Source organism: Microvirga zambiensis WSM3693 (genome assembly GCF_016735695.1).
Lineage (GTDB): Bacteria > Pseudomonadota > Alphaproteobacteria > Rhizobiales > Beijerinckiaceae > Microvirga > Microvirga zambiensis.
Genome location: NZ_JAERQD010000018.1, coordinates 98,229 through 123,959, shown reverse-complemented (window position 1 = coordinate 123,959; position 25,731 = coordinate 98,229). Strand labels below are relative to the sequence as shown.

24 protein-coding genes are annotated in these 25,731 nt (G+C 66.1%); 12 read left to right on the top strand and 12 right to left on the bottom strand.

Translation table 11 applies throughout. From position 1 onward, the window contains the following. Positions 1 to 241 precede the first annotated feature (241 nt). A complete protein-coding gene (locus JKL46_RS15705) occupies positions 242 to 505 on the top strand; it encodes a DUF6356 family protein (protein WP_201834431.1) in 264 nt (87 codons plus the stop codon). A 74-nt stretch (positions 506 to 579) separates the two neighbouring features. Then, positions 580 to 1,086, top strand: a complete 507-nt coding sequence (locus JKL46_RS15700; RefSeq protein WP_425493275.1) for a L,D-transpeptidase — start codon at positions 580 to 582, stop codon at positions 1,084 to 1,086. Between the two features lie 179 nt (positions 1,087 to 1,265). On the opposite strand, the gene JKL46_RS15695 is transcribed toward JKL46_RS15700, so the two are convergent. The 5 genes from JKL46_RS15695 to JKL46_RS15675 all read right to left on the bottom strand — a co-directional run bounded on the left by JKL46_RS15695 (position 1,266) and on the right by JKL46_RS15675 (position 4,682). Further along, positions 1,266 to 1,631, bottom strand: coding sequence for a YunG family protein (locus JKL46_RS15695; protein ID WP_210381366.1), 366 nt, complete (start codon positions 1,629 to 1,631; stop codon positions 1,266 to 1,268). Positions 1,632 to 1,640: 9 nt separating this feature from the next. Next, positions 1,641 to 2,954: a class I SAM-dependent methyltransferase gene (locus tag JKL46_RS15690; protein ID WP_246529335.1), complete on the bottom strand. Its 1,314-nt coding sequence runs from the start codon at positions 2,952 to 2,954 to the stop codon at positions 1,641 to 1,643. Between the two features lie 72 nt (positions 2,955 to 3,026). Further along, positions 3,027 to 3,920 (bottom strand): RNA polymerase sigma factor SigJ, encoded by an 894-nt coding sequence (locus tag JKL46_RS15685; RefSeq protein WP_201834423.1) that lies wholly within the window; start codon positions 3,918 to 3,920, stop codon positions 3,027 to 3,029. Continuing rightward, positions 3,907 to 4,368 carry a carboxymuconolactone decarboxylase family protein gene (locus JKL46_RS15680; protein WP_201834447.1) on the bottom strand — a complete coding sequence of 154 codons (462 nt, stop codon included), beginning with the start codon at positions 4,366 to 4,368 and terminating at the stop codon, positions 3,907 to 3,909. The genes JKL46_RS15685 and JKL46_RS15680 overlap by 14 nt, the downstream gene beginning before the upstream one ends. 83 nt (positions 4,369 to 4,451) lie before the next feature. Further along, positions 4,452 to 4,682, bottom strand: a complete 231-nt coding sequence (locus JKL46_RS15675) for a DUF1674 domain-containing protein (RefSeq protein ID WP_201834421.1) — start codon at positions 4,680 to 4,682, stop codon at positions 4,452 to 4,454. 119 nt (positions 4,683 to 4,801) lie between these two features. On the opposite strand from JKL46_RS15675, the gene htpX reads away from it, so the two are divergent. The 3 genes from htpX to JKL46_RS15660 all read left to right on the top strand — a co-directional run bounded on the left by htpX (position 4,802) and on the right by JKL46_RS15660 (position 9,061). After that, complete coding sequence (gene htpX / locus JKL46_RS15670) at positions 4,802 to 5,752, top strand: zinc metalloprotease HtpX (protein WP_201834419.1); 951 nt, start codon at positions 4,802 to 4,804, stop codon at positions 5,750 to 5,752. A gap of 50 nt (positions 5,753 to 5,802) precedes the next feature. Then, entirely contained in the window at positions 5,803 to 7,065 is a 1,263-nt protein-coding gene (locus tag JKL46_RS15665) for an RsmB/NOP family class I SAM-dependent RNA methyltransferase (protein ID WP_201834445.1), read from the top strand. 238 nt (positions 7,066 to 7,303) lie between these two features. Further along, positions 7,304 to 9,061 (top strand): heparinase II/III domain-containing protein, encoded by a 1,758-nt coding sequence (locus JKL46_RS15660; protein ID WP_201834417.1) that lies wholly within the window; start codon positions 7,304 to 7,306, stop codon positions 9,059 to 9,061. Between the two features lie 43 nt (positions 9,062 to 9,104). Here the strand turns inward: JKL46_RS15660 and JKL46_RS15655 are convergent, their stop codons facing one another. Together JKL46_RS15655 and JKL46_RS15650 are read right to left on the bottom strand one after the other, a co-directional pair. Continuing rightward, entirely contained in the window at positions 9,105 to 9,503 is a 399-nt protein-coding gene (locus JKL46_RS15655) for a hypothetical protein (protein WP_201834415.1), read from the bottom strand. Between the two features lie 147 nt (positions 9,504 to 9,650). After that, positions 9,651 to 10,100 carry a cupin domain-containing protein gene (locus tag JKL46_RS15650; RefSeq protein WP_201834413.1) on the bottom strand — a complete coding sequence of 150 codons (450 nt, stop codon included), beginning with the start codon at positions 10,098 to 10,100 and terminating at the stop codon, positions 9,651 to 9,653. 195 nt (positions 10,101 to 10,295) lie between these two features. Here JKL46_RS15650 and JKL46_RS15645 point away from each other — a divergent pair, with 195 nt between their 5' ends. From JKL46_RS15645 to JKL46_RS15635, 3 genes are all read left to right on the top strand, one after another. Further along, positions 10,296 to 11,099 carry a class I SAM-dependent methyltransferase gene (locus JKL46_RS15645; protein ID WP_201834411.1) on the top strand — a complete coding sequence of 268 codons (804 nt, stop codon included), beginning with the start codon at positions 10,296 to 10,298 and terminating at the stop codon, positions 11,097 to 11,099. A 90-nt stretch (positions 11,100 to 11,189) separates the two neighbouring features. Next, positions 11,190 to 12,782, top strand: coding sequence for a bifunctional phosphoribosylaminoimidazolecarboxamide formyltransferase/IMP cyclohydrolase (gene purH / locus JKL46_RS15640; protein WP_201834409.1), 1,593 nt, complete (start codon positions 11,190 to 11,192; stop codon positions 12,780 to 12,782). Between the two features lie 208 nt (positions 12,783 to 12,990). Further along, the gene (locus JKL46_RS15635) at positions 12,991 to 13,311 is read left to right on the top strand and encodes a heavy metal-binding domain-containing protein (RefSeq protein WP_201834407.1); all 321 of its coding nucleotides are present in this window, start codon (positions 12,991 to 12,993) and stop codon (positions 13,309 to 13,311) included. Positions 13,312 to 13,452: 141 nt separating this feature from the next. Here the strand turns inward: JKL46_RS15635 and JKL46_RS15630 are convergent, their stop codons facing one another. From JKL46_RS15630 to JKL46_RS15620, 3 genes are all read right to left on the bottom strand, one after another. Next, on the bottom strand, positions 13,453 to 14,832 hold the full coding sequence (locus JKL46_RS15630) for an MFS transporter (protein ID WP_201834405.1): 1,380 nt from the start codon (positions 14,830 to 14,832) through the stop codon (positions 13,453 to 13,455). A gap of 169 nt (positions 14,833 to 15,001) precedes the next feature. Next, a complete protein-coding gene (locus JKL46_RS15625; protein ID WP_201834403.1) occupies positions 15,002 to 19,825 on the bottom strand; it encodes an NAD-glutamate dehydrogenase in 4,824 nt (1,607 codons plus the stop codon). A gap of 118 nt (positions 19,826 to 19,943) precedes the next feature. Beyond that, positions 19,944 to 20,303 carry a winged helix-turn-helix transcriptional regulator gene (locus JKL46_RS15620; RefSeq protein ID WP_201834401.1) on the bottom strand — a complete coding sequence of 120 codons (360 nt, stop codon included), beginning with the start codon at positions 20,301 to 20,303 and terminating at the stop codon, positions 19,944 to 19,946. A gap of 96 nt (positions 20,304 to 20,399) precedes the next feature. Between JKL46_RS15620 and JKL46_RS15615 the strand changes: the two genes are divergently transcribed. Continuing rightward, positions 20,400 to 21,416: a zinc-binding alcohol dehydrogenase family protein gene (locus tag JKL46_RS15615; protein ID WP_201834442.1), complete on the top strand. Its 1,017-nt coding sequence runs from the start codon at positions 20,400 to 20,402 to the stop codon at positions 21,414 to 21,416. A 387-nt stretch (positions 21,417 to 21,803) separates the two neighbouring features. Continuing rightward, positions 21,804 to 22,184, top strand: a complete 381-nt coding sequence (locus JKL46_RS15610) for a DUF2794 domain-containing protein (RefSeq protein ID WP_201834399.1) — start codon at positions 21,804 to 21,806, stop codon at positions 22,182 to 22,184. Positions 22,185 to 22,198: 14 nt separating this feature from the next. On the opposite strand, the gene JKL46_RS15605 is transcribed toward JKL46_RS15610, so the two are convergent. Further along, complete coding sequence (locus JKL46_RS15605) at positions 22,199 to 22,741, bottom strand: GNAT family N-acetyltransferase (RefSeq protein WP_201834397.1); 543 nt, start codon at positions 22,739 to 22,741, stop codon at positions 22,199 to 22,201. A 115-nt stretch (positions 22,742 to 22,856) separates the two neighbouring features. On the opposite strand from JKL46_RS15605, the gene JKL46_RS15600 reads away from it, so the two are divergent. Further along, the gene (locus JKL46_RS15600) at positions 22,857 to 24,365 is read left to right on the top strand and encodes an MFS transporter (RefSeq protein ID WP_343074064.1); all 1,509 of its coding nucleotides are present in this window, start codon (positions 22,857 to 22,859) and stop codon (positions 24,363 to 24,365) included. A 100-nt stretch (positions 24,366 to 24,465) separates the two neighbouring features. Then, complete coding sequence (locus JKL46_RS15595; RefSeq protein ID WP_201834395.1) at positions 24,466 to 24,792, top strand: GYD domain-containing protein; 327 nt, start codon at positions 24,466 to 24,468, stop codon at positions 24,790 to 24,792. 73 nt (positions 24,793 to 24,865) lie between these two features. Here the strand turns inward: JKL46_RS15595 and JKL46_RS15590 are convergent, their stop codons facing one another. Next, positions 24,866 to 25,648, bottom strand: a complete 783-nt coding sequence (locus JKL46_RS15590; protein WP_201834393.1) for a Bax inhibitor-1/YccA family protein — start codon at positions 25,646 to 25,648, stop codon at positions 24,866 to 24,868. Positions 25,649 to 25,731: the final 83 nt, after the last annotated feature.

The following is a 25,731-nucleotide window of genomic DNA, read 5'->3' as shown; positions in this document are numbered from 1 at the left end:
CATCCTCAACGCCGTCCTGCGCGAGAACCAGCCATGGCGCCAACAAAACCCTTGACCAACAAGACAGTCGCTCACCCCAACCCTCTCCCTCAGGGAGAGGGAGTTCGCGCCACAACCTATTGACGGAACCAAACCATGGATGTCTGCGACGTGACGGGGCGCACAACGTGGCCGGAGGAGCGCTGTTGAGCTTCCTCCGCTCGCGGCGTAGGCTTGAAAGAATCCTCCAGGAGCTCATCGCATGTCCTTGAAGCACCTTTTCACCGATCATCCCGATTCCGTGGGCGAGAGTTATTTCGAGCACATGAATGTCGCCCTGAGCTTCGCCGGCCCCCTGCTCGCCGCCGGCATGGCCGCCCTGGTCCACGCCTTCCTGCCCTTCCTCTTCCTCACGACCGCAAGCCGCACGGTGAAGCAGCTCTATGCGCGGATGATGAACCGCAAGCCGCACCCCGTTTCGCAGGATACGCACGACCGCATGCTGGCCTGGGATCCGGTCATCTGAGCGCATCGCCGCTGGAACCTTGAGCATTCCTCTCGCGTCTCTCCCTCATGCAGCTTTGCAGGAGGGTTCGAACCATGCGTGCGCGAGCAGCGATTGCCTTTGCCGTGATGGCCGGCGCATTGGCCTGTGCCTCCGATCTGTCGGCCCGCGAGGTCGTGCCCTTCGACGGGCGCGTGTCGCCCGGCACGGTCGTGATCAAGACCGGCGAGCGTAAGCTCTATTACGTGCGCGGCGACGGCACGGCGCTTCGCTACCGGGTGGCGGTCGGCAGGCCGGGCAAGCAATGGTTCGGCGAGGCGCAGATCGACGGCAAATATGTCCGCCCCGCATGGTCGCCGCCGGCGGAGGTCAAGCGCGACAATCCTCGCCTGCCCGACGTGATCCCCGGAGGGGCGCCTAACAACCCGATGGGTGCGCGGGCGCTGACCCTCAGCCTCGACGAATACGCCATCCACGGCACCAACCGCCCGAGCTCGATCGGCACATACGCGTCCTACGGCTGCATCCGCATGCTCAACGAGGACATCGTGCATCTCTACGATCAGGTGAACGTCGGCACGCGGGTGGTGGTGGTGCCTTGAAGAAGTCCGCTCCGTAAGCCTTCATCCTGACGGGATTGCGACAGCAATCCGTCCGAAGGATCAGGGCGTCTCCGGTGCTCTCTGGAGCCTCCTTCGAGACGCCACTGCGTGGCTCCTCAGGATGAGGTCGAGTGTTGTGGGCAGCCTCTCAGGATGAGGTCTAGAGAGAGAGTGATCGCTCAGCGCTGCCGATCCGCGTTCAGGAATTCCTCCATCCGCCGCGACAGCAATTCGTATTGCTCGACCGACGTGTCGGCCAAGACCTCGTCCCGGCTCGCCGGCCTATCATCGAACGGGATCGGAACCTCGAACTGGCTCACCGTCAGGTCCCATCGCGTCTCGCCGATGCGATTGTAGAAGTGCCAGTAGGGACCGACGCGGGTCTTGAGAATCTCGCCGCCGAAGACGTCATGGACGACCAGCGAAGTGACGCTGCACTGTCCCCGGGCAGGATTGTCGGGCAGCCATTTGCTGCCGGTCTCCACGGACCAGCAGCGCCGGAGCACATGGTAGAGCTCCACAGGTGTTTCGATGCGACGGGACAAGGCGGCCTCTCACGAAGAATACAGGTCCGCCCGGCTCGGCGGCAGGCCCGCGGGGCCGCGGGTGCGCTTGGAGGCGAGCGTCTGGTTCACACCCACCGCCGCGCGTTCGAAGGCGAGCGAGCAGCCGGCGAGATAGAGCAGCCACATGCGGGTCTTTTCCGGCCCGACGAGCGCCTCCGCTTCCTTCCGGTGGGCGTCGAGCCTCTCCCACCACAGGCGCGTGGTGCGCTGGTAATGCTCGCGCCAGGCCTCCACGTCGTGCACCTCGAAGCCGTGGCGCTCGAGATTGGCGACCGACATGCCGAGATGATCGAGCTCGCCGCCGGGAAAGATGTAGCGAGTGAGTGCCTTGTATTCGGGCTTGAGCCTCCGGAAGGCCTTGTCGCTCTTCTTGGCGCGCCGCGCGATGGTGTGGTGGAGATAGAGCCCGCGCGGGCGCAGCAGGCGATGCACGGCGGAAAAATAGGACGGGTGGTTCTTGATCCCCACATGCTCGAACATGCCGATGGAGGAGATCTTGTCGAACTCGCCCTCCATCTGGGTGAAGTCCTTCACCAGCACCTCGACACGGTCCTGAAGCCCAAGGCGCTGCACCTTTTCCCGCGCCAGAGCCGCCTGCTCCTCGGCAAGCGTCACGCCCGTCGCCTTGACCCCGTAATGCTGCGCCGCATGGCAGATGAGCGCGCCCCAGCCGCAGCCGATGTCGAGCAGGCGCTCGCCGGGTTTGAGCCGCAGCTTGCGGCAGATCATGTCGAGCTTGTCCCGTTGCGCGCGGGCGATGTCGTCGTGCCAGTCCGGCTGAAAATAGGCGCAGGTATAGACCATCTCCGGGTCGAGGAAGAGCTGATAGAACTCGTTCGACACGTCGTAATGGTAGGCGACGTTCTGCTTGTTGGTCTGGGGTTTGCCGTCGCGGGCATCCGCCTTGTCCTCGACCCGGGCGAGCGGGCGCGGCATGTCGGCCGGAGCGCGCAGGAAATGGTAGGCGGTCTTCAGCGCCTTGAGCTTGCTCATCCCCCTCAGCTGGCGCCCGACCTTGCCGCGCGGACGCTGATCGGCGAGGTCGAAGATGGTGCCATTCTTGAGATCGAGCAGCCCGGACACATAGGCGTTGAGCGCCGTGTCCAGGTTCGGGCGGCGCAGAAGAGCGGCGATCACGCTCTCGCGCCTGATCACGAGGCGCATGGCATAGGAGGGCAGATCGGCCGGGATCGTCGAGCCGTCCCACAGCTCAAAGCCGAACTGGAGATCGAGCGCGCGATGCGCATCGCGCAACAGATCCCGGAACATCTCCAGCCGTGCCGTCTCGCCTGCCCCAGCCATGCATCTTCCCCTTTCGGGGCAAGGTAGCGGGCGGCGGCAGGCAGAACAACCTGCCCTGCTCCGCAATCCACCTCAGGAAAGGGTTCCGGAACCGATGAGATCCGAGAGATGTCCGAGCTTCTCCGGGTTGCGGACGATGTAGACCCCGACGATGCGGCCGTCCTCGATGTCGATGGCCGTGGTCTGGACGACCCCGTCCTTCTCGAGGGTGACGTAGCCGGGAAGACCGTTGATCAGGCCCCTGTAGAGAACGGGCGGAACGGCGAAGGCGCTCTTGCGCGCCACGCCGCCGAAGAAGCTGGACACCCTGCGGACACCGAAGAGCGGATTGAGCGCCGCGTTGCGGATGCCGCCGCCATCCGTATAGGCCACCACGTTCTCGGCCAGGAGATTGCGAAGCGCCGTCAAATCGCCGCTGCGCGAGGCGGCGAGAAAGGCGTCGGTCATCCGCTCGCCCTCCTCCCGGTCGATGGCATAGCGCGGCCGCTCGGCCCGCACGTTCCTGCGCGCCCGCGCCGCGAGCTGCCGGACGGCCGCCGGGTCCCGCTCAAGGGTCGCGGCGATCTCGTCGAATCCGAGGCCGAAGACGTCGTGCAACAGGAAAGCCGCGCGTTCGAGGGGCGAGAGCCGCTCCAGCGCCAGCATCAGCGTCATGGAGAGATCCTCGCTCATCTCGTCCTCGTCTCTCGTTTCCAGAACCGGCTCGGGCAGCCAGGGCCCGATATAGGTCTCGCGCCTGACCCGCGCCGATTTGAGGATGTCGAGGCACAGGCGCGTCACGGTCTTCGACAGGAAGGCGCCGGGCTCCCGGATCATGGTGCGGTCCGTCTGGTGCCAGCGGATATAGGCCTCCTGCACCACATCCTCGGCCTCCGCGATGGAGCCGAGCATGCGGTAGGCGAGGCGGACCAGCCCCGGCCTGAAGGGCTGGAACCGGTCCGCGGCGTCGCCGTCAGGCAGCGGCACGGCTCGCCTCGACCGGATGGATGGAGCGGAAGCCGATGGCGATCCGGTTCCAGGTGTTGATCGCGCCGATCAGCAGGGTCAGGCTGACCTGCTCCTCCGGCGTGAAGTGCCGGCTGAGTTCCGCATAATCCTCGTCGGGAGCATGGGTCTCGGAGATCAGCGTCAGAGCCTCGGTCCAGGCGAGCGCGGCCCGCTCGCGCTCGCTGTAGAGCGGGGATTCGCGCCAGGCGCTCAGAAGATAAAGCCGCTCCTCGCTCTCGCCATTGGCGCGGGCATCCTTGGTGTGCATGTGGACGCAATAGGCGCAGCCGTTGATCTGCGAGGCGCGGGTCTTCACCAGCTCGATCAGGCTGTGCTCGAGACGGCTGTTCTTGAAGCTCTTTTCCAGCTCGATCATGGGCTTGAGGGCGCCGGGAGCGACTTCGTAGGGAATCAACCGGGCTTTCAGCATCGTCTTAAGTCCTTGTCGTGTTGCGTACGATGCTAAGACGAGACGGCGATGCCGAATGTGACATGCGGCCTGAAAAATTTTCAGAAATCGCTCGCCAGGCCTTTCACTTCCCAATCGTCGTAACGGACGGGCTCGAGGCCGCCGCGGCCCTGAAGCTCCTTCTGCCTCGCGATCTCGGCCGCGCGGGCATCGATCTCGACGCGCCGTTGAGCGGCCTCCTCGAGGGCGCGCCGGGCGGCCGGCGACAGGGGCTTGCCGGGGGCTGCGCCTTCGATGGGGTGATCAGAGGGGGTGTTGTCGTTCATGCTCATGGGGCGCCTTATGCCAGATCTCCGCTCTCCCTGGGAGGGGCCCCTTGGGAGCGAGCTGGACCGTTCCCACATAGGGATCAAGCGATGGAAGTTACGCTGACCACGAGGTGGAGACCCCGATGAACACCGTCAAGACCGGAATGCTGCTGGCTGGCCTGATGGCCCTGTTCGGCGTCGTCGGTTACTTTCTCGGCGGCGGGACCGGCATGATGATCGCGCTGGGGTTGGGGCTCGCGACCAACCTCTTCGCCTATTGGAATTCCGACAGGCTGGCACTCGCCGCCCACCACGCGGTGGAGGTGGACGAGCGCACCGCGCCGGAGCTCGTCCGCATGGTGCGCGATCTCGCGGGGCGCGCCGGCCTGCCGATGCCGCGGGTCTATCTCATCGACAATCCGCAGCCCAACGCCTTCGCCACCGGGCGCAACCCGGAGAACGCGGCGGTCGCGGCCACCACGGGCCTCCTGCAAATGCTTTCCCGTGACGAGATCGCAGGGGTGATGGCGCACGAGCTCGCCCATATCAAGAACCGCGACACGCTCATCATGACGGTGAGCGCCACCATCGCCGGCGCCATCGCGACGCTGGCGCAGTTCGGCTTTCTCTTCGGCGGGCGGGGCGAGAACCGGCCGAACCCGATCGTGATGCTGGCGACCGCGCTCATCGCGCCCTTCGCCGCCATGATCATCCAGATGGCGATCAGCCGCTCGCGCGAATACGACGCCGACCGGATGGGCGCCGAGATCTCAGGCCAGCCTCTCTCGCTCGCCTCGGCGCTCGCCCGCATCGCCGGCGGCGTGGCGCATATTCCGAACATGGATGCCGAGCGCCATCCGGCCTCGGCCTCCCTCTTCATCATCAACCCGCTCTCGGGACGGGGCGTGGACAACCTGTTCTCGACCCATCCCGCGACGGAAAACCGGATTGCAGCCCTGCACGCTTTGGCGCAGGAGATGGGCGTGCCGGCGCAGCAACCCGGCTTCTTCCAGCAGAGTTCATCGAGTCCCTGGGGCCCCGCTGGGGGTTCCACCGGGGGCTCGACCGGCCCCCGTCGCGGGCCTTGGGGATAGTTTTGGATCAATCGGACGAACAGGGCCTCGGGCCACGCCGCCTCGCCTGGATGGCGGTAACGGAGACCATGAAGCGGCGCGTGCCGCTCGACGACGTCATGGAGGAGCTGTCCCGCGCGGAGAAGCTCTCTTCGCGCGACGAGGCGCTCGCCCGCGCCATCGCCATCGTCACCTTCCGGCGCCTGGGGACGCTCGGCCATGCCCTGCGCGAGAGGCTCAACAAGCCGCCCAAGGACGAGCGCCTGATGCATCTGCTCGCCATCGGCGCGGCGCAGATCCTCTTCCTCGACGTGCCCGACCATGCCGCCGTCGACAGCGCCGTGCAGATCGCTCAGGACGATCCCAAGCTCCATCACGCCGGCGGCTTCATCAACGCCGTCCTGCGCCGCGTCGCCCGCGAGCGTGAGCAGATCCTGGCCGAAAGCGATCCCTGGCTCGATACGCCGACCTGGCTCGAAGAGCGCTGGATCGCGCAATATGGCGAGCCTCTCGCCACGCAGATTGCCGAGGCGCATCGCGCCATGGCCTCCGTCGACCTGACGGTGAAGACAGATCCCGAAGCCTGGGCCGAGCGCTTGGGAGGCGTTCTCCTGCCCACCGGCAGCATCCGCCTCGTCGAGCGCACCGCGATTCGCGACCTCCCGGGTTACGAGGACGGCGAATTCTGGGTGCAGGACGCCGCCGCGGCGCTGCCCGCCCGCCTGCTTCACGCCAAAGCCGGCGAGCGCATCGCCGATCTCTGCGCCGCGCCCGGCGGCAAGACCGCACAGCTGGCAGTGGCCGGCGCCGAGGTGCTCGCCGTCGACCGCTCGGCGAAGCGCCTGGAGCGTCTCAAGGAAAATCTCGCCCGCCTTCAGCTGAAGGCCGAGACCAAGGCCATCGATGCGGAAAAGCTCACTGCTGAGCCTTTCGATGCGATCCTGCTCGATGCCCCCTGCTCGGCCACCGGCACGATCCGCCGCCATCCGGACGTGGCCTGGACCAAGAGCGAGGCGGACATCCGCAAGCTCTCCGGCCTTCAGACCCGCCTCCTCGACAAGGCGGCGAGCCTGCTGAAGGACGGCGGCCGGCTGGTCTATTGCACCTGCTCCCTCGAGGCCGAGGAGGGCGAGCTTCAGGCCGAGGCCTTCCTTGCCCGCCATCCCGAATTTGTCCGGCAAAAGGTGACGCCCGACGAGATCGGCGGCCTCAGCGAATGCATCACGCCGCAGGGCGATCTCCGAACACTGCCGAGCCAGCTCGTCCTAAACGATCACGACCGCTCCGGCCTCGACGGCTTCTTTGTCGCACGGTTTGTGCACAGAGGATCGTGAACAGGGTGAACCGGCTGTTAACCGGTCAGCAGGAACTCCTCACCTAAGTTGACAGCGACTGGAGCGTCTAACCAAACCCCCTCATCCTGAGGAGATCACGAAGTGACCGTCTCGAAGGAGGTTCCAGTGCTCTCTGGAAGCGCCTCGTCCTTCGAGACGGACCTGATGGTCCTCCTCGGGATGAGGCTCAGGTTGGTTTTGTCAGGGGCTCTTAAGCCGAAAAGAAGGAGCGCCACGGGTGGATTTCGGGCCGGATCGCTGGCGTCTGTACAGGCTTGCCGCGCGCGAAGCCGGCCGTGCCATGCGCGAAGGCGCGGTGTGGAGCCTGACGCGCCTGTCCAGCGCCCCCGTGCCGACGCGGCTGCACTTCGCGCCGCAGGATCTGCGCACGGCCGATCCCACCATCGCCACCGACATCTATTCCGGCTTCTTCGCCTTTTCCGGCCGCGCCATCACCACGGGCGGGCGCTCGCCCTTCGCCTTCACCCCGCCGAGCCGTGCCTGGGGCGAGGCGCTCTACGGCTTCGGCTGGCTGCGCCATTTGCGGGCCGCCGGCACCGCTCTCGCCCAGGCCAATGCCCGCTCCCTGGTGGACGAGTTCGTCACCTCCAAGCTCGGCGACAAGCGCATTGCCTGCAGCCCCGAGATCACGGCGCGGCGGCTCATGTCCCTGATCAGCCAGTCGCCGCTGATCCTGGAGGGCGCCGACCACGCCTTCTATCAGCGCTTCCTGCGAATCATCGGCCAGCACGTGCGCAAGCTGGAACGGCAGGTGCGTGCCGGTGCCCTGCCCTTCCAGCAGCTGATGGCGGCGCTCGCGCTCTGCTATGCCGGCCTGTGCTGCGAAGGCCTCGAGCGCAACCTGAGACGTGCGAGCCGCCTGCTCGCCCGCGAGCTCGAACGGCAGATCCTGGCCGATGGCGGCCATGTCAGCCGCAATCCGCGCATCGCGGTCGATCTCCTGTTCGATCTCCTGCCCCTGCGCCAGATGTTCGCCAGCCGCGAGGTCGATACGCCCGATTCCCTGCTGCATGCCATCGACCGGATGCTGCCGATGGTGCGACTGTTCCGCCACGGGGACGGCACCCTCTCCCATTTCAACGGCATGGGCGTGACGGCCGCCGACCACCTGGCGACGCTGCTCACCTATGACGACATGCGCAGCCAGCCGATCCAGCACGCGCCCTATTCCGGCTATGAGCGGCTGGAGGCCGGCCGCACCCTGCTGGTGGCCGATGTGGGCGCGCCCCCGCCGCGCCCCCTGTCGCAGCATGCCGGTGCGGGCTGCCTGTCCTTCGAATTCTCGAGCGCCGCGCAGCGCATCGTGGTCAATTGCGGAACGCCCTATATCGCGGGCGATGCGATCATCCAGGCCTCGCGCTCGACGGCGGCGCATTCCACCGCCTCCATCGACGACGTCTCGTCGTGCCAGATCCTCGACAAGAAAGGCGGCTTCCTGCAGCGCCGGATCTCCGCCTGGCTGCGGCGCCGGGTCGGCCCCATCGTGATCAGCGGTCCCGAGCGCGTGACGACGGAACGCGGCGAGCGCGAACACGCGCAGATCCTCGGCGCCGGCCATGACGGCTACAAGCCGCGCTTCGGCATCACCCATGAGCGGCGCTGGCAGCTCTCGCCCAAGGGCAACATGCTCGACGGCGAGGACACGTTCCTGACCGAGGGCGGACGCGGGGGAATGGCGCAGGCGGTCATCCGCTTCCACCTCGCGCCCGGCATCAGGGCGAGCCGCGCGCAAGGGGGCCGGATCGTCATGCTGGTGCTCCCCAACAAGGAGGCCTGGCAGTTTTCCGCCGCCCCCGCCGAGGCGCAGCTCGAGGACAGCATCTTTCTCGCCACCGCCGAGGGCATGCGCCGCACGGAACAGATCGTGCTGACGATCCGCCCGAGCGAGACGCCCACCGTGCGCTGGCGCTTCGAGCGCCTGGCGCGCAGCTACGATCCGGGCGAGCCCCAGGATCTCGGGCCGGAGCTGATCTGAAACAGGCGCTCCCCGGCCGTCGAGATCCGCAAGCCAAAATGCGCTATGGACCAGGCTTGGCGCTTCGCTCGCTGACAGCCATGGGCAGGTTCATGCGCTCCGCGGCGTAGGGCGGAAGGATCGCGCACTGGGTGATGTGAGACACCCGGCCGTTGCGCTGCTGATAGGCCAGGCCGCACCAATGCCCGCCATCCGTCTCGCCCGTATCGCCGGGCAGCGCGCGGTATTGAATCCGGTCGGCCGGCACCGCGAACCAGCGCTCATAGGCGAACATCTCCACCCCGCCCGCGGTGAACCGATAACGCGCGGGGCGGCAATCGCGATCGTCGCAGCACTGCCTGCCGCGCGAGTCGGTCAGATGCAGGTAGATGTCGTGGGCCTCAGTAGGCGGCTCGCAGGCGAGCAGGAAAATTGCCGCGAGAAGATCTAGCTTCAGGGACATGGCCGCTCTCCCACATGACAGGTTGGCGGCGCTCGTCAGAGCGTCAGGTCGATCGCGCCCGCGCGCATTCTACTCCTCAGGGGGCATCCGATGAAGACGGCTGTGCGATTTCCGCCAAGGCGCGCTCGGCGGGCCAGGCAGAGCTGATCATTCGTTCGCCTCGGGCGGCAGGAAATCGACCTCGTGCTCGGCGGAGAGCTGCAGCACGCGCGGTATGTCGCTCAGGTCGTGCAGGGCCTCGAAGAGAGCCTCCAGCTTGCCTGCGGGAGAGACCCAGAACAGGGCGCGGGCCGGCGCGTCCGATTTGTTGAAATAGCCGTGCGGAACGCCCCGCGGCATGCGCACGAGATCGCCGGCCTTCGCCTTGCTCCAGACCCCGTCGAGCTTCAGGTCGATCTCACCTTCCAGCACCAGGATGAACTCGTCCTGCGAGGGATGGATGTGGACCGGCACATATTGCCCCGGATCGCTGTTGGTCTCGAAGGCGAAGGTGGAGCTGCAGGAGGCTTTCGGAAAATACAGCTGGCCCAGGATGTTCCACGATTTGCCCCCGTAACCCTCGCCGACCCGCGTGATGCCCTTCTCGAGACCGCCCATTGCTGCCCTCCGTCTTTGCCTGACCATGCTTCCCGGCAAGCATGACCGGACCTCCTCGGCAGGCAAATGGGCATCGGAGGTAAGGCCCTGGCCGTGATTTCGAACCATCTCGGAAGGGACTGACACCGAGGCCCGCTCGTCTGCTAGGATTGAGCCGCGTTGCGTTCGTGATCCCCGATGCGGTTGGAGCGAAGCATGTCCTCCAGGTTCCATGCCAAAAGTGCCGATGCGTACGAGCAGCTCATGGGCCGCTGGAGCCGGCGCCTGGCCCGGCCCTTTCTCGAATTCGCCGGGCTCGAACCGGGCGAGCGCGTGCTCGATGTCGGCTGCGGCACGGGCAGCCTGACCTTCATCATCCCTGAAGTCGCCGATATCATCAGCATCCAGGGGATCGACTACTCCGAGACCTATGTCGCGGCCGCACGGGAGCGGAACACCGACCCGCGGATCACCATCGACCGCGGCGATGCCTGCGAGCTTGCCTTCCCGGACCATGCGTTCGACCGGACCCTGGCGCTGCTCGTGCTGCATTTCATCCCGGAATCCGAGCAGGCGCTTGCCGAGATGACCCGCGTGACGAAACCCGGCGGAATCGTCGCCGCCGCCGTCTGGGACAGTTTTGGCGGCATGCCGGTCCAGCGCATGTTCTGGGACACCGCTGCGGTCCTCGACCCCTCGGCTGCGAAGATCCGCGGCGACAACTACTTCAAGCCGCTGACGCGGCGCGGCCAGATGGAAGCGCTCTGGCGCAAGACAGGTCTCGACAAGGTCAAGGAGACCGCCGTCACGATCCACATGGACTTCCAGGATTTCGAGGATTACTGGCGCCCGATCGCCGACGGTGAAGGCCCGCTCGGAAAATATGCCACTGGCCTCGACGAGGAGCGCCGTCAGGCCTTCGAGAAAGCCTTGCGCGCCGCCTACGAGGCGGGCGAGCCCGACGGCCCGCGATCCTTTTCCGCCACCGCCTGGGTCTGCCGCGGAATCGTGCCGCGCTAGCGTCTTCCGCCTATGCAATGGCCGCAGGTTCCCATCCCGGGCCTGCCGTGGTATCGCGCCCGCATCTTTTTCTTGAATGGAGCGGCCGCCATGCCGAGCGACCTGAAGCGCGTCTCCCGCGCTCTGCTTTCCGTATCCGACAAGACGGGTCTCGTGGACTTCGCCCGCGGGCTCTGGGAGCGCGGCATCGAGCTGGTCTCCACCGGCGGCACGCACAAGGCGCTGAGCGAGGCCGGCCTGCCGGTGAAGGACGTGAGCGAAGTCACTGGGTTCCCTGAGATGATGGACGGGCGCGTGAAGACCCTGCACCCCTCCGTCCATGGCGGCCTTCTCGGCATCCGCGGCAATCCGGAGCATCAGGCGGCCATGCTCGCCCACGGCATCCAGCCCATCGATCTTTTAGTGGTGAATCTCTACCCGTTCGAGGCGACGGTGGCGGCGGGCAAGCCTTACGACGACTGCATCGAGAACATCGATATCGGCGGTCCGGCGATGATCCGCGCCGCCGCCAAGAACCACGGCGACGTGGCAGTGGTGGTGGACGGCGCCGATTACGCTGCGGTTCTCGCCGATCTCGAGCAATACGAGGGCTCGGTGACGCTGACCCTGCGCCGCCGCCTCGCCCAGAAGGCCTATGCCCGCACCGCCGCCTACGATGCGGCAATCTCCAACTGGTTCGCCGCCGAACTCGTGGAGGAGACCCCGCCCTTCCGTGCGCTCGGAGGCTCGATCGCCGAGGTTCTGCGCTACGGCGAGAACCCGCACCAGAGCGCCGCGTTCTATCGCACGCCGGAAAACCGCCCCGGCGTCGCCACCGCCCGCCAGGTGCAGGGCAAGCAGCTCTCCTACAACAACATCAACGACACCGATGCGGCCTACGAGGCCGTGGCGGAGTTCCTGCCTGAGCGCTCCGCCGCCATCGTGATCGTCAAGCATGCCAACCCTTGCGGCGTCGCGGAAGGCACCACCCTGCGCGAGGCCTATGAGAAGGCTTTGCGCTGCGATCCGGTCTCGGCCTTCGGCGGCATCGTCGCCATGAATCGCCCGCTGGACGCTGAAGCCGCGAAAGCCATCACCGAGATCTTCACCGAGGTGATCATCGCCCCCGACGCCACCGAGGAGGCGATCGCCATCGTTGCCGCCAAGAAGAACCTGCGCCTGCTGCTCGCAGGCTCCCTGCCCGATCCGCGCGCGGAAGGCCTGACCCTGCGCACGGTCGCCGGCGGCTTTCTGGCCCAGAACCGCGACAATGCGGTGGTCGAGGCCATGGACCTCAAGGTGGTGACGAAGCGCGCCCCCACGGAGCGCGAGCTCGACGACCTGCGCTTCGCCTTCCGCGTCGCCAAGCACGTGAAGTCGAACGCCATCGTCTATGCAAAAGATCTCGCCACGGTCGGCATCGGTGCCGGCCAGATGAGCCGCGTCGATTCCTCCCGCATCGCCGCCTGGAAGGCGGCCGAGGCCGCAAAGGCCGCGGGCCTGCCGGAAACCCTCGCCAGGGGTTCGGTGGTCGCCTCCGACGCGTTCTTCCCCTTCGCGGACGGCCTGCTCGCCGCAGCGGAAGCCGGCGCCACCGCCGTGATCCAGCCCGGCGGCTCCATGCGCGACGACGAGGTCATCAAGGCGGCGGACGAGGCCGGGCTCGCCATGGTGTTCACGGGTTACCGGCATTTCAGGCATTGAGAGCTGCGTCGAAAGACTCTCTTTCACGTCATCACCGGCCTTGTGCCGGTGATCTCGATTGCATGAAGCGCACCGCTTTTCAGGATCGGGATGGCCGGGACTGATCCCCGGATCAAGTCCGGGGACGGCCATGACGTGAAGATATCGTTCTGCGGCCTCCCTATCCTCCTCTCCCTCCCCATATGAAGCGGAGCAGAAGGAGATGCTCATGATCGTCACCACTACGCCCAGCGTCGAAGGCCGCCGCATCGCCTCCTACAAGGGCATCGTCTCCGGCGAGGCGATTCTCGGCGCCAACGTGTTCCGCGATTTCTTCGCCTCCATCCGCGACGTGGTCGGCGGGCGCTCGGGTTCCTATGAGCGGGTGCTGCGCGACGGACGCGACACCGCGCTCGACGAGATGATCGACGAGGCCAAGCGCCTCGGCGCCCATGCCATCGTCGGCGTTCACATGGATTACGGCGCCATCGGCAAGAACGAAGGCATGATGATGGTCACGATCAGCGGCACGGCGGTGACGCTGGAATAGAACCACATTGTCATCCCGGCGAAGGCCGGGATCCATAACCACGACATCTCAGAATGGGCGAGCGGCGTCGCGTGCTTTTCTGCACCGTCAGCGGTTATGGGTTCCGGGCTCCGCTGCGCGGCCCCGGAATGACAGCGTCGTTTATACCCGCTTCACGCCGCTGAGCAGCCAGAATCCGACGGACAGGAACAGGATCAGCACCGCAGGGCCTGCGGCCTGCGTCTGGAAGATCGCGGTGGCGACGGCGACTGCAAGCGGGGCGAGGAAGGACGTGACCTTTCCTGACAGCGCCAGCAGGCCGAAATAGCGGCCCGCTTCCTGCGCGGGGACGAGACGCGCGAGCAGGCTGCGCGACGAGGCCTGCAGGGGACCGGCGACGGCGCCGATGACGAGGCCGAGCAGCACGAAGAGCTTTTCCGGCGCGGAGCCGTAGAGACCGTCGTCGGGTGCGGGCGGCGCCGTTGGAATCGCAAAGAAGATGTGCTCGCGTCCGAGCGACAGCACGCCGAGGCAGACCAGCGCGAGGATCAGGATCGCGCCGAGGATCACGGGCTTCGCGCCGATGCGGTCGTCGAGACGCCCGCCGACGAGCGCGCCCAGCGTGCCGGTGATGGTGAGCAGGATGCCGAAGATCCCGAGCTCGATCGCCTGCCAGCCGAACACGCCGGCGCCGTAGATGCCGCCGAAGGCGAAGAGCGCCACGAGCGCATCCTGATAGACCATGTTGGCGATGAGGAAGCGGCCGACGCTCTCGTGGCGGCGCGCATCGGCGATGGTGCTTTTCACCTGTAGCCAACCCTGCCGCGCCGCCTGCTTCAGGTTCATGGCGGAGCGGGGGATGTCGGGCGTGAACAGGAAGAGCGGCAGCACGAAGAGCAGGAACCATACGGCCGAGAACGGACCGGTGATGCGGTCGCCCTCGCGCATCGCCGGATCGAGGCCGAAGAGCGGATTTAAGCCGAACACCGTCTTCATCGATGCGGGATCGGCAGCGAGAAAGCCCAGCACGATCACGAGGGAGACGAGGCCGCCGCAATAGCCCATGGCCCAGCCGGTGCCGGACAGGCGGCCGTAGCGCTCCGGCGGCACGAGATGCGGGATCATCGCGTTGTTGAACACGGCCGCCACCTCCACGGCCACCGTCCCGAAGGCAAAGCCGACGAGCGCTATGGCGATGGCATGCGATTGCCCCGGCGCCGCATACCAGAGCGCGAAGGATGCGACGAACAGCACGAGGCCGCAGGTCGCGATCCACGGTTTCTTCGGACCCGTCGCATCGGCGATGGAGCCGAGCACCGGCGAGAGGAATGCGAGCACCAGCCCCGCCGCCGCCGTCGCATAGCCCCACAGGCTCTGTCCCGTCACCGCGTCGGGGGCCAGCGCGGAGGCGAAATAGGGCGCGAAGACGAAGGTGGTGACGAGGGTGAAGAAGGGCTGGCAGGCCCAGTCGAACAGGAGCCAGCCGAGGATGGCTGGGCGCGAGGCCTTTTTCGAGGGCGCGAGGGGGGAGATGTCTCTCACGGGGCTTCGGTTTCCACTGTAGCGCGCCCCTCCCCCGTCATCACCTCCCCGGACTTGATCCGGGGGTCGGTGCCGGTGATCTCGATTTAGAAAAGCGTGGCGCTTCAATTCATCGGGATGGCCAGGACGAGCCCGGCCATGACGGAAAGGTCTTAAAGAGTCTACAGGCTCAACTCATTCGCGCGAGATCGCCCAAAAGGCTTGCCGCGACGGTGATCTTCGACAGCGACAGGCCCGAGGAGACGATGCCGTCGACCGCGCTTCTGATGCGGTTGACGTCGCCGCCGCGCTTCTCGCTCCAGGCGCGCACCGCATCCGCGCCCGAGAGATCGAGCGAGGACACCTCCGCCGTCAGGCCGCGATGGGCGTAGGCGATGCTGTCGATGGCGCGGTCGAGGGCGAGCCGGTCGTAATAATCGCTGACGGGGATGTCCTGCGCCGCGCCGATGAGCGCGCCGAGCCGGAAGGAGGCCTCGAGCGCGAAATGAGTGCGGGCGATGTCGGCGACGGGCTTTCCGGTCTTCTGCGCCGTCTGCACGATGTCGGGCGCCGCCACCAGATCGGGCAGCGCCGCGATGCGCCGGGCGAGTTCCTCCGGCGTGCCTTCGTCGACGAGTTCCTGCGTGCGCGCATCCCACGCGGCGATAGCTTCGGGCGAGAGCGTTTCCTTGAGATGGCGCTCCACCTCGGCGATACCGGACTGGTAGGTGCCGATGATCTCGTCGAGGGAGTGATTGACGAAATCGACATTGCGGATGAACCAGACGATCCGGTTCATGAGCACGTCCTGCAATTCGCCGTAGAGCCGCAGCTGCACACGCCCGGGCACCTTGCCGTCGAGCGCGTCGATCGCCGCGTTCATCTCGGTGAGCCCGAAGGAATCGCGTGTTGCCGCATAAGCTGCCGCGATGGTGGGCGCATCCGCGCCGGTCTGATCGACGAGGCGGGCCACGATGGTCGAGCCGCCGCGGTTGATGATGGCGTTGGCGAGCTGCGTCGCGATGATCTCGCGGCGCAGGCGGTGGGAGGCGATCGCATCGGGGAAGCGCTCGCGCATCTCGGCCGGGAAATATCGCTCCAGCTCCTTGCCGAGATAGGGATCGTCCGGCACCGGGCTCTCGAGCAGGGCGTCGTGCAGGGCGAGCTTGGCGTAGGCCAGCAGCACCGCGAGCTCCGGCCGCGTCAGCGCCTCGCCGCGGCGGGAGCGCTCGGCGAGCGTGCTATCGTCGGGCAGGTATTCCACCGCCCGGTTGAGCCGGCCCTCCGCTTCGAGCATGTGCATCAGCCGGCGCGCGAAGCCCAGATCGGCGAGGCCACGCTGCTCGGAGAGCGAGAGCGCGAGCGTCTGCAGGTAGTTGTTGCGCAGGACGAGGGCTGCGACATCGTCGGTCATGTCGACCAGAAGCGCGTTGCGCTGGTCCTGCGTGAGGCGCCCGTCGCGCTCGGGCGTGGTGAGCCCGATCTTGATGTTCACCTCCACGTCGGAGGTGTTGACGCCGGCGGAATTATCGATGGCATCGGTGTTGAGGCGCACGCCCTTTTGCGCCGCCTCGATGCGCCCGCGCTGGGTCACGCCCAGATTGGCGCCCTCGCCGATCACTTTCGCGCGCACGTCCGTGCCCGTGATGCGGATCGCATCGTTGGCGCGGTCGCCCACCTGCTCGTCCGTCTCGGACGACGAACGGATATAGGTGCCGATGCCGCCGAACCAGAGCAGGTCGACGCGGGCTTTCAGGATCGCGTTGATCACCTCGGCGGGCGTCGCCTGCGGCTTGTCGAGATCGAGCAGCGCGCGCATCTCGTCGGAGAGCGGAATCGATTTCACGTTGCGCGAGAACACGCCGCCGCCCTTGGAGATCAGGCCCTTGTCGTAGTCCTGCCAGCTCGAACGCGGCAGAGCGAACAGACGCTCGCGCTCCAGGAAGGAGGATTCGGGATCGGGATTCGGATCGATGAAGATGTCGCGGTGGTCGAAGGCCGCCACGAGCTTCAAGGCCCGCGACAGGAGCATGCCATTGCCGAACACGTCGCCGGACATGTCGCCGACGCCGGCCACCGTCACGGGCGTCGTCTGGATGTCGGTGTCGATCTCGCGGAAGTGGCGCTTTACGGCTTCCCAGGCGCCGCGCGCGGTGATGCCCATCTTCTTGTGGTCGTAGCCTTGGCTGCCGCCGGAGGCGAAGGCATCGCCGAGCCAGTGCCCCTTCTCGATGGAGAGCGCGTTGGCGATGTCGGAGAAGGTGGCCGTGCCCTTGTCGGCAGCGACCACGAGATAAGGATCGTCGCCATCGTGACGCACGGTATCGGCAGGCGGCACGATAGCGTCGCCGACGATGTTGTCGGTCAGTTGCAGCAGCGTGCGCACGAAGATCTTGTAGCTCTCGGTGCCTTCCGCCAGCCAGGCCTGCCGGTCGCTCGCCGGCGGCAGGTGCTTGGGCACGAATCCGCCCTTGGCACCGACGGGCACGATGACCGCGTTCTTGACCTGCTGCGCCTTGACCAGGCCGAGCACCTCGGTGCGGAAGTCCTGCGGCCGGTCGGACCAGCGAAGCCCCCCGCGCGCCACCTTGCCGAAGCGCAGATGCACGCCTTCGACGCGCGGCGAATAGACGAAGATCTCGTAGAGTGGCCGCGGCAGCGGCAAGCCGTCGACCTTGGCGCATTCGAACTTGAACGCGATGGTCTGGCGCGGCAGGCCGTTATCCTCGAGCTGGAAGAAATTGGTGCGGATCGCGGCTTCGATCAGGTTGACGAAGCGGCGCAGGATCCGGTCGTCGTCGAGGCTGGTGACGTTCTTGAGCATATCCTCGATACGCTCGCGGATCGCGGCTTCGGCTTCGGCTCGATTCGCCTCCTTGCGCGGGTCGAAGCGCGCGTAGAAGAGCTTGACCAGCTCGGCGGCGATGTCGCCGTGGCGGGCCAGCGTCTCGGCGATGTAATCCTGCGCGTAGGTGACCTGGATCTGGCGCAGATAGCGGCCGAGCGCCCGCACCATGGCAACGTCGCGCCAGCCCAGCCCCGCTTCGAGCACGAGGCGGTTGTAGCCGTCCGATTCCGCGAGGCCGCGGAAGAGCGCGAGCAGGGCCGCCTCGATCAGCGCCTGGATCTCGTCGATCCTGATGACGCCGCCGGCGGCGCGCTCCAGGGTCATGTCGTGCAGCCACACCCGGTCGGTGCCCGAGAAGGCGACCCGGTAGGTTCGTTCGTTGACGACGCGGAAGCCGAGATTTTCCAGAAGCGGCACTCGTTCCGAGAGCGGCAGCGCCACATTGAGCGAGAACACTTTTAGGTTCACGCGGGTCTCTTCGTCGCCTTCCCGGCGGTAGAGGTCGACGGCGCGAGGGCGCGCTTCCGAGAGCTGCTCCAGCAGGGCGATGTCGGCGATGGCCTGTTCGGCGCCGAAAGCCTCGCGATAGGCGGCGCTGAAGGCATCGCCGTAGCGCGTGGCCAGCAAGCGCGCCCGCGCGCCGCCGACGGTCTCGTCGAGCGCATCGCGCAGGGCGTCGCTCCAGGTGCGCACGATGGCGGAAATGCCCTTCTCCAGGGTCTCTCGCGCCACCTGCGGCGTCCGACCCTCGTCGCGTCCGATGATGTAATGGGTGCGCGAGAGCGGGCCTTCCGGATAGGCCGGATAGGAAGCGGACATGCGTCCCTCGTAGATCGAGGCGAGGAACTGGCCGATGCGCAGGCGGGCCTGCGTGTCGTAGCGATCCTTGGGCACGAAGACGAGAACCGAGACGAAGCGGTCGAACTCGTCGACGCGGGCGAGCGCCCGCACCCGCGGACGCTCCGACAGGTTCATGATGTCGATGGCGAAGTGGTAGAGGGTGTCCTCGTCGATCTGGAACAGCTCGTCGCGCGGATAATTCTCCAGCACGTTGAGAAGCGCGCGGCCGGCATAGCTCGACGGGTCGAAACCCGCGCGCGCGATCACCTTCGCCACCTTGAGGCGCAGATAGGGAACCTCGCCCGTTGTGTTGGTATAGGCGCTCGCGGTGAAGAGACCGACGATGCGCAGCTCCCCGCGCAGGCGGCCGCTGTCGTCGAACAGCTTGATGCCGACATAGTCGAGATGTGCCCGGCGGTGGACGCGGGACTTCACGTTCGCCTTGGTGATGATGAGAGCCTGCGGCCGCTCCAGGAAGGCGCGGATTTCCGGCGTCATCGCCACGAGCTCGCGCCCGCGCCGCAGCACGCGCACCGATGGATCGCGCAGAAGCCCGAGGCCCGAGCCCTCCACGGGATCGGCAGCGGTGTCGCCCGAGGGCAGCCGGTATTCGCGCAAGCCCAAGAAGGTGAAGTTGTCGCGCGAGATCCAGTCGAGGAAGGCGATCGCCTCCTTCACCTCGTCCTCCGGCAGGGGCGGCGGGTTGAGGCGGTAATTGTGCACGATCTCGGCGACGCGGGCGCGCATGCCCGGCCAGTCGTGGACTGCAACCGACACGTCGTTGTGGACGAGGCGCATGGTCTCGATCAGGCGGGCGCGGGTTTCGGGATCGTCGATGCGGGGCAGGTGGATGTGGATGAAGCTCTCGCGCTTCACCCCGAGCCGCAGGGCGGCCGTGGCCTCGCCCACGAGGCGCACGAGGGCGCCGCTCGAATCCCGCTCCACGGCCAGGATCGGATGCGCCACGAGCAGCGGCTCGTAGCCCTCGTCGACGATCTCGGCGAGGGTCGAATCGAGCAGGAAGGGCATGTTGTCGTTGACGATTTCGAGCACCGTCACGTCCTGGCGCCGGCCCTCGCGCTCGATCTCGAAGTCGAAGAGGCGGATATCGGCGCCGTCCGGGGTGCGGGGGGCCTTGAGGTGTTCGAAGGCTTCCGCCGCCAGATCTGCCAGGGTCTGCGGCGAATAGGGGGCAAGATCCTCGGGCGGCACGCGCCCGTACAGATCGCGCAGGAAGGTTGGCGGGATGGCCTTATGGCCCTTTTCCAGCACGGCGACGGCCTCGGCCGTCAACTCGCGTCCGCTGGTCGGTGTTTCCAGCTTCATGCGCGCATCCTCTCATGGTCCGAGTCGCGGGGAGCGTTGCCACAGAGCGTCTGGTTGCGCAACAGAAGCATGCCGTTCCGCACCGGGTAGGGTTAAGTTATTGCAGCGCACAGACGATTTACGCTGCCTGAGCCTCTGCCGACGACAGATTCGCGTCGCCCCATTCCTTCATCGCCATGAGCACCGGCTCCAGGCTCCGGCCGCGCGCCGTCAGCGAATATTCGACCCGGGGAGGAACCTGGGCATAGACCGTGCGCAGGATGAGCCCATCGGCCTCGAGTTCGCGCAGCTGATGGGTCAGCATGCGCTGCGTGATGGACGGAATGAGCCGGCGCAACTCGTTGAAACGCAAGGTTCCGCGCAGGAGCTTGTAGAGGACGATGATCTTCCACTTCCCGTCGATCAGGCTCATCGTCCGCTCGACGGAGCAGCCCTGAACCCTCGGCACTCTCTGCGCCCTCGGCGACCCACGCGGCATTACGGTATCCTTTTTGACACTATGGGCTGTTTTTGTGCGTTCTTGCGCGATCATACACCAGGTCCAACTATGTCTCCACAACCGGAGAACATCACCATGCGCGCCATCGGGTACCAGCAATCCCTGCCCATCGACCAGGATGCCTCCCTCGTCGACATCGACCTGCCCCGGCCCGAGCCCGGCCCGCGCGATCTTCTGGTGGAGATCAAGGCGGTCTCCCTGAACCCCGTGGACACCAAGGTCCGCATGCGGGCGCAAGCCGAACCGGGCGGCTGGAAGGTTCTGGGCTTCGATGCCGCCGGGATCGTCCGGGGAATCGGCAAGGACGTCACCCTGTTCAAGGAAGGCGACGAGGTGTTCTATGCCGGCGCCATCACGCGGGCCGGCACCAATGCCGAGTTCCACGCCGTCGACGAGCGGCTGGTCGGCAAAAAGCCCAAAACCCTCAGCTTCGAGGAGGCGGCCGCCCTTCCGCTCACCACGCTCACCGCCTGGGAAACCCTGTTCGACCGGCTCGAGATCAAGCGCCCGGTCAAGGGAGCGGCCAATGCCGTCCTGATCGTCGGCGGTGCCGGGGGCGTCGGCTCCATCGCGGTCCAGCTCGCGCGCAAGCTCACGGACCTTATGGTCATTACCACCGCCTCGCGGCCGGAGACGCAGGAATGGGTCAGGGAGCTCGGTGCCCATCATGTGATCGATCACAGCAGGCCGCTTGCCGCCCAGGTCGAAGCGCTCGGCATCGGCGCACCGGCCTTCATCTTCTCGATCACACAGACCGAGATGCATTTCGCGGAGATCGCGAAAGCCATCGCGCCGCAGGGTCGCTTCGCCCTGATCGACGATCCGAAGACGCCGCTCGACATCAGCCTCCTCAAGGGCAAGAGCGTGTCGATCCATTGGGAATCCATGTTCACGCGCTCGACCTTCCAGACCGCCGACATGGAGCGGCAGCACGAGATCCTGAGCGAGGCGTCGCGTCTCGTGGATGCGGGCACGATCAGGACGACGCTCGGCGACGTGATCGGCACCATCAATGCCGGCAATCTCAAGCGCGCGCATGCCCTCATCGAGAGCGGCCGCACGCGCGGCAAGATCGTGCTGTCGGGATTTTAGTGTGCCTGAAAGTTCGTCGGACGACGTGGGCTCTGTCTTTACGAAACGTTAACGACAAAGAAAAATTTGGAGCGTCTTGCAATCGATGCGGAGGCGCTCCGCACAAAAGAAAAGGCTGCCTCATCGGCAGCCTTGTGTCTCGATGGTGGCCCGGCTCCTCAAGCGACTCAGAGGGCTGGGGGGCTGACGTGTCCAAGCCGTTCGATGAGCCGGGCCGTCGAGGCAACTTGAGCATTTACGGAATTCAGTACGGCTCCATCACGGCGCGATTGCGGCAGGAATAAGATTTGCAGAATAACCCGTGACTCATCGGGTTGCTATGGGTTGATCCCTTTGCCGGCGAAGCCCATCATCAGGGAAGTATAACGACGTTTCATAGGAGGCTTCATGAGCGAAGGTGACGTCGCAGAGCCGCTGCGCGGCGGCGCGATGCAGGGTTCGGCCCACATCGTTCCTTTCCCCGCCGCGCCGAAACAGGTTTCTTTCGACCGGGCCGAGCTGCAGGCCATCTTGAATCTCTACGGCCGCATGGTGGCAGCCGGCGAGTGGCGTGATTACGCCATCGACTTCATGCCCGAAAAGGCCGTGTTCTCCATCTTCCGGCGCACATCGGAAATGCCCCTCTACCGCATCGAGAAGGATCCGAAGCTCGCCAAGAAGCAGGGCGCCTATTCGGTCATCGTCTCGACAGGCTTGATCCTCAAGCGCGGACATGAACTTGCGCGCGTATTGCGCGTGCTCGACAAGCCGAAGGTTGTGTCGGCTTAGGCTACGATCCGACTTTATCCGGTGGGAAGGGGCCGTGTCGGCGGCTCCGCGATGCCGCGTCCGAGAGGAAGCTGCATCAGCACGGTGGAAAGCCAGCGTCCGTGCTTGTAGCCGATGCCCTTGAAGATTCCGACAGGCTCGAAGCCGAGGCTTCTGTGCAGGGCGATGGAGCCGTGCGAATCCTCATCGCCGATGACCGCCACGATGAGCCGGAAATCGCGCGCCTCGCATTCCCCGATCAGCGCGGTCAACAGCAAACGCCCGACGCCCTGTCCCTGCGCATCCGGAGCGACATAGATCGAATCCTCGACCGTCGAACGATAGGCCGGGCGCGTGCGATAGGCGCCCGCATAGGCATAGCCGAGGATCGCGCCATCTTTCTCCGCCACGAGGTAAGGATAACCGCCCTCGAGGATTGCGGCCCGTCTGTTCGCCATCTCCGTCCTTGTGGGCGGATCGAGCTCGAAGGAGGCCGTGCCATGCGTCACCGCATGGGCGTAGATGGCGGTGATGGCGTCGAGATCGGATTCGGCGGAAGTGCGGATGAGGATCGTCATGGGAGTTCTGTAAAGCATTTTCGCACACGGGAGGAGTAGCCATTCCCGGAATGGGAAGACTGTCTTTTTTGCCTGCTTTCGCCGTAAGCTGCGGCTTCACGAGAAAGGCCTGCGCGTGAATCAGCCCCGTTCCGGTGAGAGGCATCCTTCGACCGGCAGTCGAGCCCAAGGCTATGTGGTCTGGACCGCCATCCTCGCCTCCAGCATGGTCTTTGCCGACGGCGCCATCGTCACCGTCGCGATCCCGCAGATGCGCGAGAGCCTGCAGGCCTCCCTATCGGAAATGCAGTGGATCACCAATGCCTATGCGCTGACCCTCTCCGCCTTCCTGCTTCTCGGCGGAGCGGCGGGCGATGCCTATGGCCTCAGGCGCATCTTCATGATCGGCATCGCCTGCTTCGGCCTGACCTCGCTCTGGTGCGGGCTGTCCGGATCGGCGGGAATGCTGATCGCCGCCCGCGCCTTCCAGGGCATCGGCGGCGCCCTGCTGGTGCCCGGCTCCCTCGCCCTGATCAGCGCCCATTTCCCGAAGGAAGCACGGGGCAAGGCCATCGGCACCTGGGCAGCCGCTTCCGCCATCGCCGCGGCGCTCGGCCCGATCCTCGGGGGCTGGCTCATCGATATCGGCCCCTGGCAGGCGATCTTCTGGATCAACATTCCGATTGCACTCCTCGCCCTTTGGCTGTGCTGGCAGCACGTGCCGGAAAGCCCGGCAGCGAGGGAAACCGCCATGGACTGGCTCGGCGGCGCCCTCGCCGTGATCGGCCTCGGCCTCCTCGCCTACGGATTGACCGCTTTCGGCGAACAGGGAGGCCATCGCGGTCTCGCCACCGGGCTGATGCTTGCCGGCGCTGTGGTGCTCGGGCTCTTCATCCTGCACGAGAGGCGCAGCCATGCTCCGATGATGCCGATCGACCTGTTCCGCTCCTCCGCCTTCGCCAATGTCAACATGCTGACGCTGCTGCTCTATTTCGCGCTCAGCGGCGCCCTGTTCTTCCTGCCCACAGTGCTGATCGAGGCGCATGGCTATTCGGCCGCCAAGGCCGGATCGGTGTTCCTGCCGTTCACCCTCGTCATGGCCGTGCTGTCCCGGCTCGGCGGCGTGATGGCGGACCGGTTCGGCGTGCGGATGCTGCTGACGATCGGGCCTGCGGTCACGGGCCTGAGCTTCGCACTTCTGGCGCTCGCCGTGCTTCACGGCAGCTACTGGTTTGCGGTCGCTCCCGTCATGGCCGCGATGGGGCTTGGCATGGGGATCACAGTCGCACCCCTGTCGACCACCGTCATGAATGCGGTCCCCGACGAGCGCATCGGGGTCGCGTCCGGCATCAACAACGCGATCTCGCGCGTCGCGGGCCTGATCGCCGTGGCAGGGCTCGGCGTCGTCGCCACCTTCGGGTTCCAGCATGCTGCCGCGTGGGTCAGCCCAGGAATGGCGGAGCGCTTCACGCATGCAACCTTCGGCACGCCCCTGCCGATGGAGGTGGGGAGCGCCGCAGTCGAGGAGATCTATGCCGCGGCCATGATCGGCGGTTTCGCCGTGGTCGCGCTGATCTGCGCCGCGGCCGCCATCGCCAGCGCCTGGTTCGGCTACCGCTGCTCGGCGAGCTCGGGACAGGGATGAAACCCTTTTAAAAGCTTACCCATGTGAGTGACTCGCCGCGTTCCGGATTTGGGCGTTAACTGCCTCCGCTGGGGCCGAACTCTGACGGACGAGGTGAGCCATGGCCATGTATCTCACGCGCTTCAGCTACACGCCCGAAACCTGGGCGCGCCTGATCGAGAAGCCCGAGGACCGACGCGCGGCGGCAAAATCATACATCGAGTCGGTCGGCGGCAAGCTGCACGGGTTCTGGTACGCCTTCGGCGAACACGACGGCTGGAATCTCTGGGAGGCGCCGGACAACGTATCGATGGCATCCGTCATGCTCGCCATCGGCGCGGGCGGCGCGGTTCGCTCGAGCGAGACGACTGTCCTACTCAGCGTCGAGGAGCTGATGCAGGCCCTCGCGAAGGCGAAATCGGTCAAGTATCGCCCGCCCGGCGCATAAGGATCGTCGGAACGGCAAAAGAAAAGCCCCGGCCTTTCGGTCGGGGCTTCGCGATCACTCGCTCCGTTCATCCTCACTGGTTGCGGTTGCCCACCAGTGCGAGGAGGAACTGGAACATGTTGATGAAGTCCAGATACAGCGTCAGGGCGCCGAACACGGAGGCCTTTGAGGCAGTCTCGGAGTCGAAATTGCCGTACAGGTACATCTCCTTCAGCTTCTGGGTGTCGTAAGCCGTCAGGCCTGCGAAGATGAGCACGCCGATCACGGAAATGCCGAACTGCAGGGCGCTCGACGCGACGAAGATGTTCACGATCGAGGCCAGGATCAGGCCGACGAGACCCATGATCAGGAACGAGCCCATGCCCGACAGGCTGCGGTTCGTGGTGTAGCCCCAGAGCGACAGCGAGCCGAAGGCCGCCGCCGTGATGAAGAACACCTGCACCACGCTCGCGCCGGTATAGCGGATGAGCAGCGTCGAGAGCGAGGCGCCCATCACCGCCGCGAAGGCGAAGAAGGTGCCGCGGGCCGCAGCCGCCGACATCCGGTCCATCCGGAACGAGAAGAAGAAGATGAAAGCCAGAGGCGCCAGGGCCACGACCCACATCAGGGGCGAGCCGTACAGCGTCGCGCCGAACTGGGTCAGGTTCACGCCGCCCATGCGGGCGACCGCCTGGGACGGATCGCTCGTCGTGGCCAGCATGTTGATGCCGAGCGCGACCACGGCCGAGATGGCCAAGCCCAGGACCATGTTGTTGTAGACGCCGAGCATAAAGGCGCGCAGGCCCTGGTCGACCTGAGCTGCCGTCCGGGCAAAGCCGGTGCCATAGGCGGATTGGTTTTGCTCATACGGTTGCATCGGAGTCCTTTCTCGCGGTGTCCCGTTATGTTCCCTCGAAAGGCTGTAGCCAGCCCTCCGCCGCCGCTGGATTACGGCGACAC

Coding starts and splice junctions, on each gene's coding strand:
- JKL46_RS15635 (WP_201834407.1), top strand. CDS start 12,991: ATGATCGTCACCACTACGCCCAGCGTCGAAGGCCGCCGCATCGCCTCC.
- htpX (WP_201834419.1), top strand. CDS start 4,802: ATGAACACCGTCAAGACCGGAATGCTGCTGGCTGGCCTGATGGCCCTG.
- JKL46_RS15645 (WP_201834411.1), top strand. CDS start 10,296: ATGTCCTCCAGGTTCCATGCCAAAAGTGCCGATGCGTACGAGCAGCTC.
- JKL46_RS15625 (WP_201834403.1), bottom strand. CDS start 19,825: ATGAAGCTGGAAACACCGACCAGCGGACGCGAGTTGACGGCCGAGGCC.
- purH (WP_201834409.1), top strand. CDS start 11,190: ATGCCGAGCGACCTGAAGCGCGTCTCCCGCGCTCTGCTTTCCGTATCC.
- JKL46_RS15605 (WP_201834397.1), bottom strand. CDS start 22,741: ATGACGATCCTCATCCGCACTTCCGCCGAATCCGATCTCGACGCCATC.
- JKL46_RS15690 (WP_246529335.1), bottom strand. CDS start 2,954: ATGGCTGGGGCAGGCGAGACGGCACGGCTGGAGATGTTCCGGGATCTG.
- JKL46_RS15590 (WP_201834393.1), bottom strand. CDS start 25,648: ATGCAACCGTATGAGCAAAACCAATCCGCCTATGGCACCGGCTTTGCC.
- JKL46_RS15665 (WP_201834445.1), top strand. CDS start 5,803: ATGGCGGTAACGGAGACCATGAAGCGGCGCGTGCCGCTCGACGACGTC.
- JKL46_RS15650 (WP_201834413.1), bottom strand. CDS start 10,100: ATGGGCGGTCTCGAGAAGGGCATCACGCGGGTCGGCGAGGGTTACGGG.
- JKL46_RS15705 (WP_201834431.1), top strand. CDS start 242: ATGTCCTTGAAGCACCTTTTCACCGATCATCCCGATTCCGTGGGCGAG.
- JKL46_RS15620 (WP_201834401.1), bottom strand. CDS start 20,303: ATGCCGCGTGGGTCGCCGAGGGCGCAGAGAGTGCCGAGGGTTCAGGGC.
- JKL46_RS15700 (WP_425493275.1), top strand. CDS start 580: ATGCGTGCGCGAGCAGCGATTGCCTTTGCCGTGATGGCCGGCGCATTG.
- JKL46_RS15610 (WP_201834399.1), top strand. CDS start 21,804: ATGAGCGAAGGTGACGTCGCAGAGCCGCTGCGCGGCGGCGCGATGCAG.
- JKL46_RS15615 (WP_201834442.1), top strand. CDS start 20,400: ATGCGCGCCATCGGGTACCAGCAATCCCTGCCCATCGACCAGGATGCC.
- JKL46_RS15675 (WP_201834421.1), bottom strand. CDS start 4,682: ATGAGCATGAACGACAACACCCCCTCTGATCACCCCATCGAAGGCGCA.
- JKL46_RS15655 (WP_201834415.1), bottom strand. CDS start 9,503: ATGTCCCTGAAGCTAGATCTTCTCGCGGCAATTTTCCTGCTCGCCTGC.
- JKL46_RS15595 (WP_201834395.1), top strand. CDS start 24,466: ATGGCCATGTATCTCACGCGCTTCAGCTACACGCCCGAAACCTGGGCG.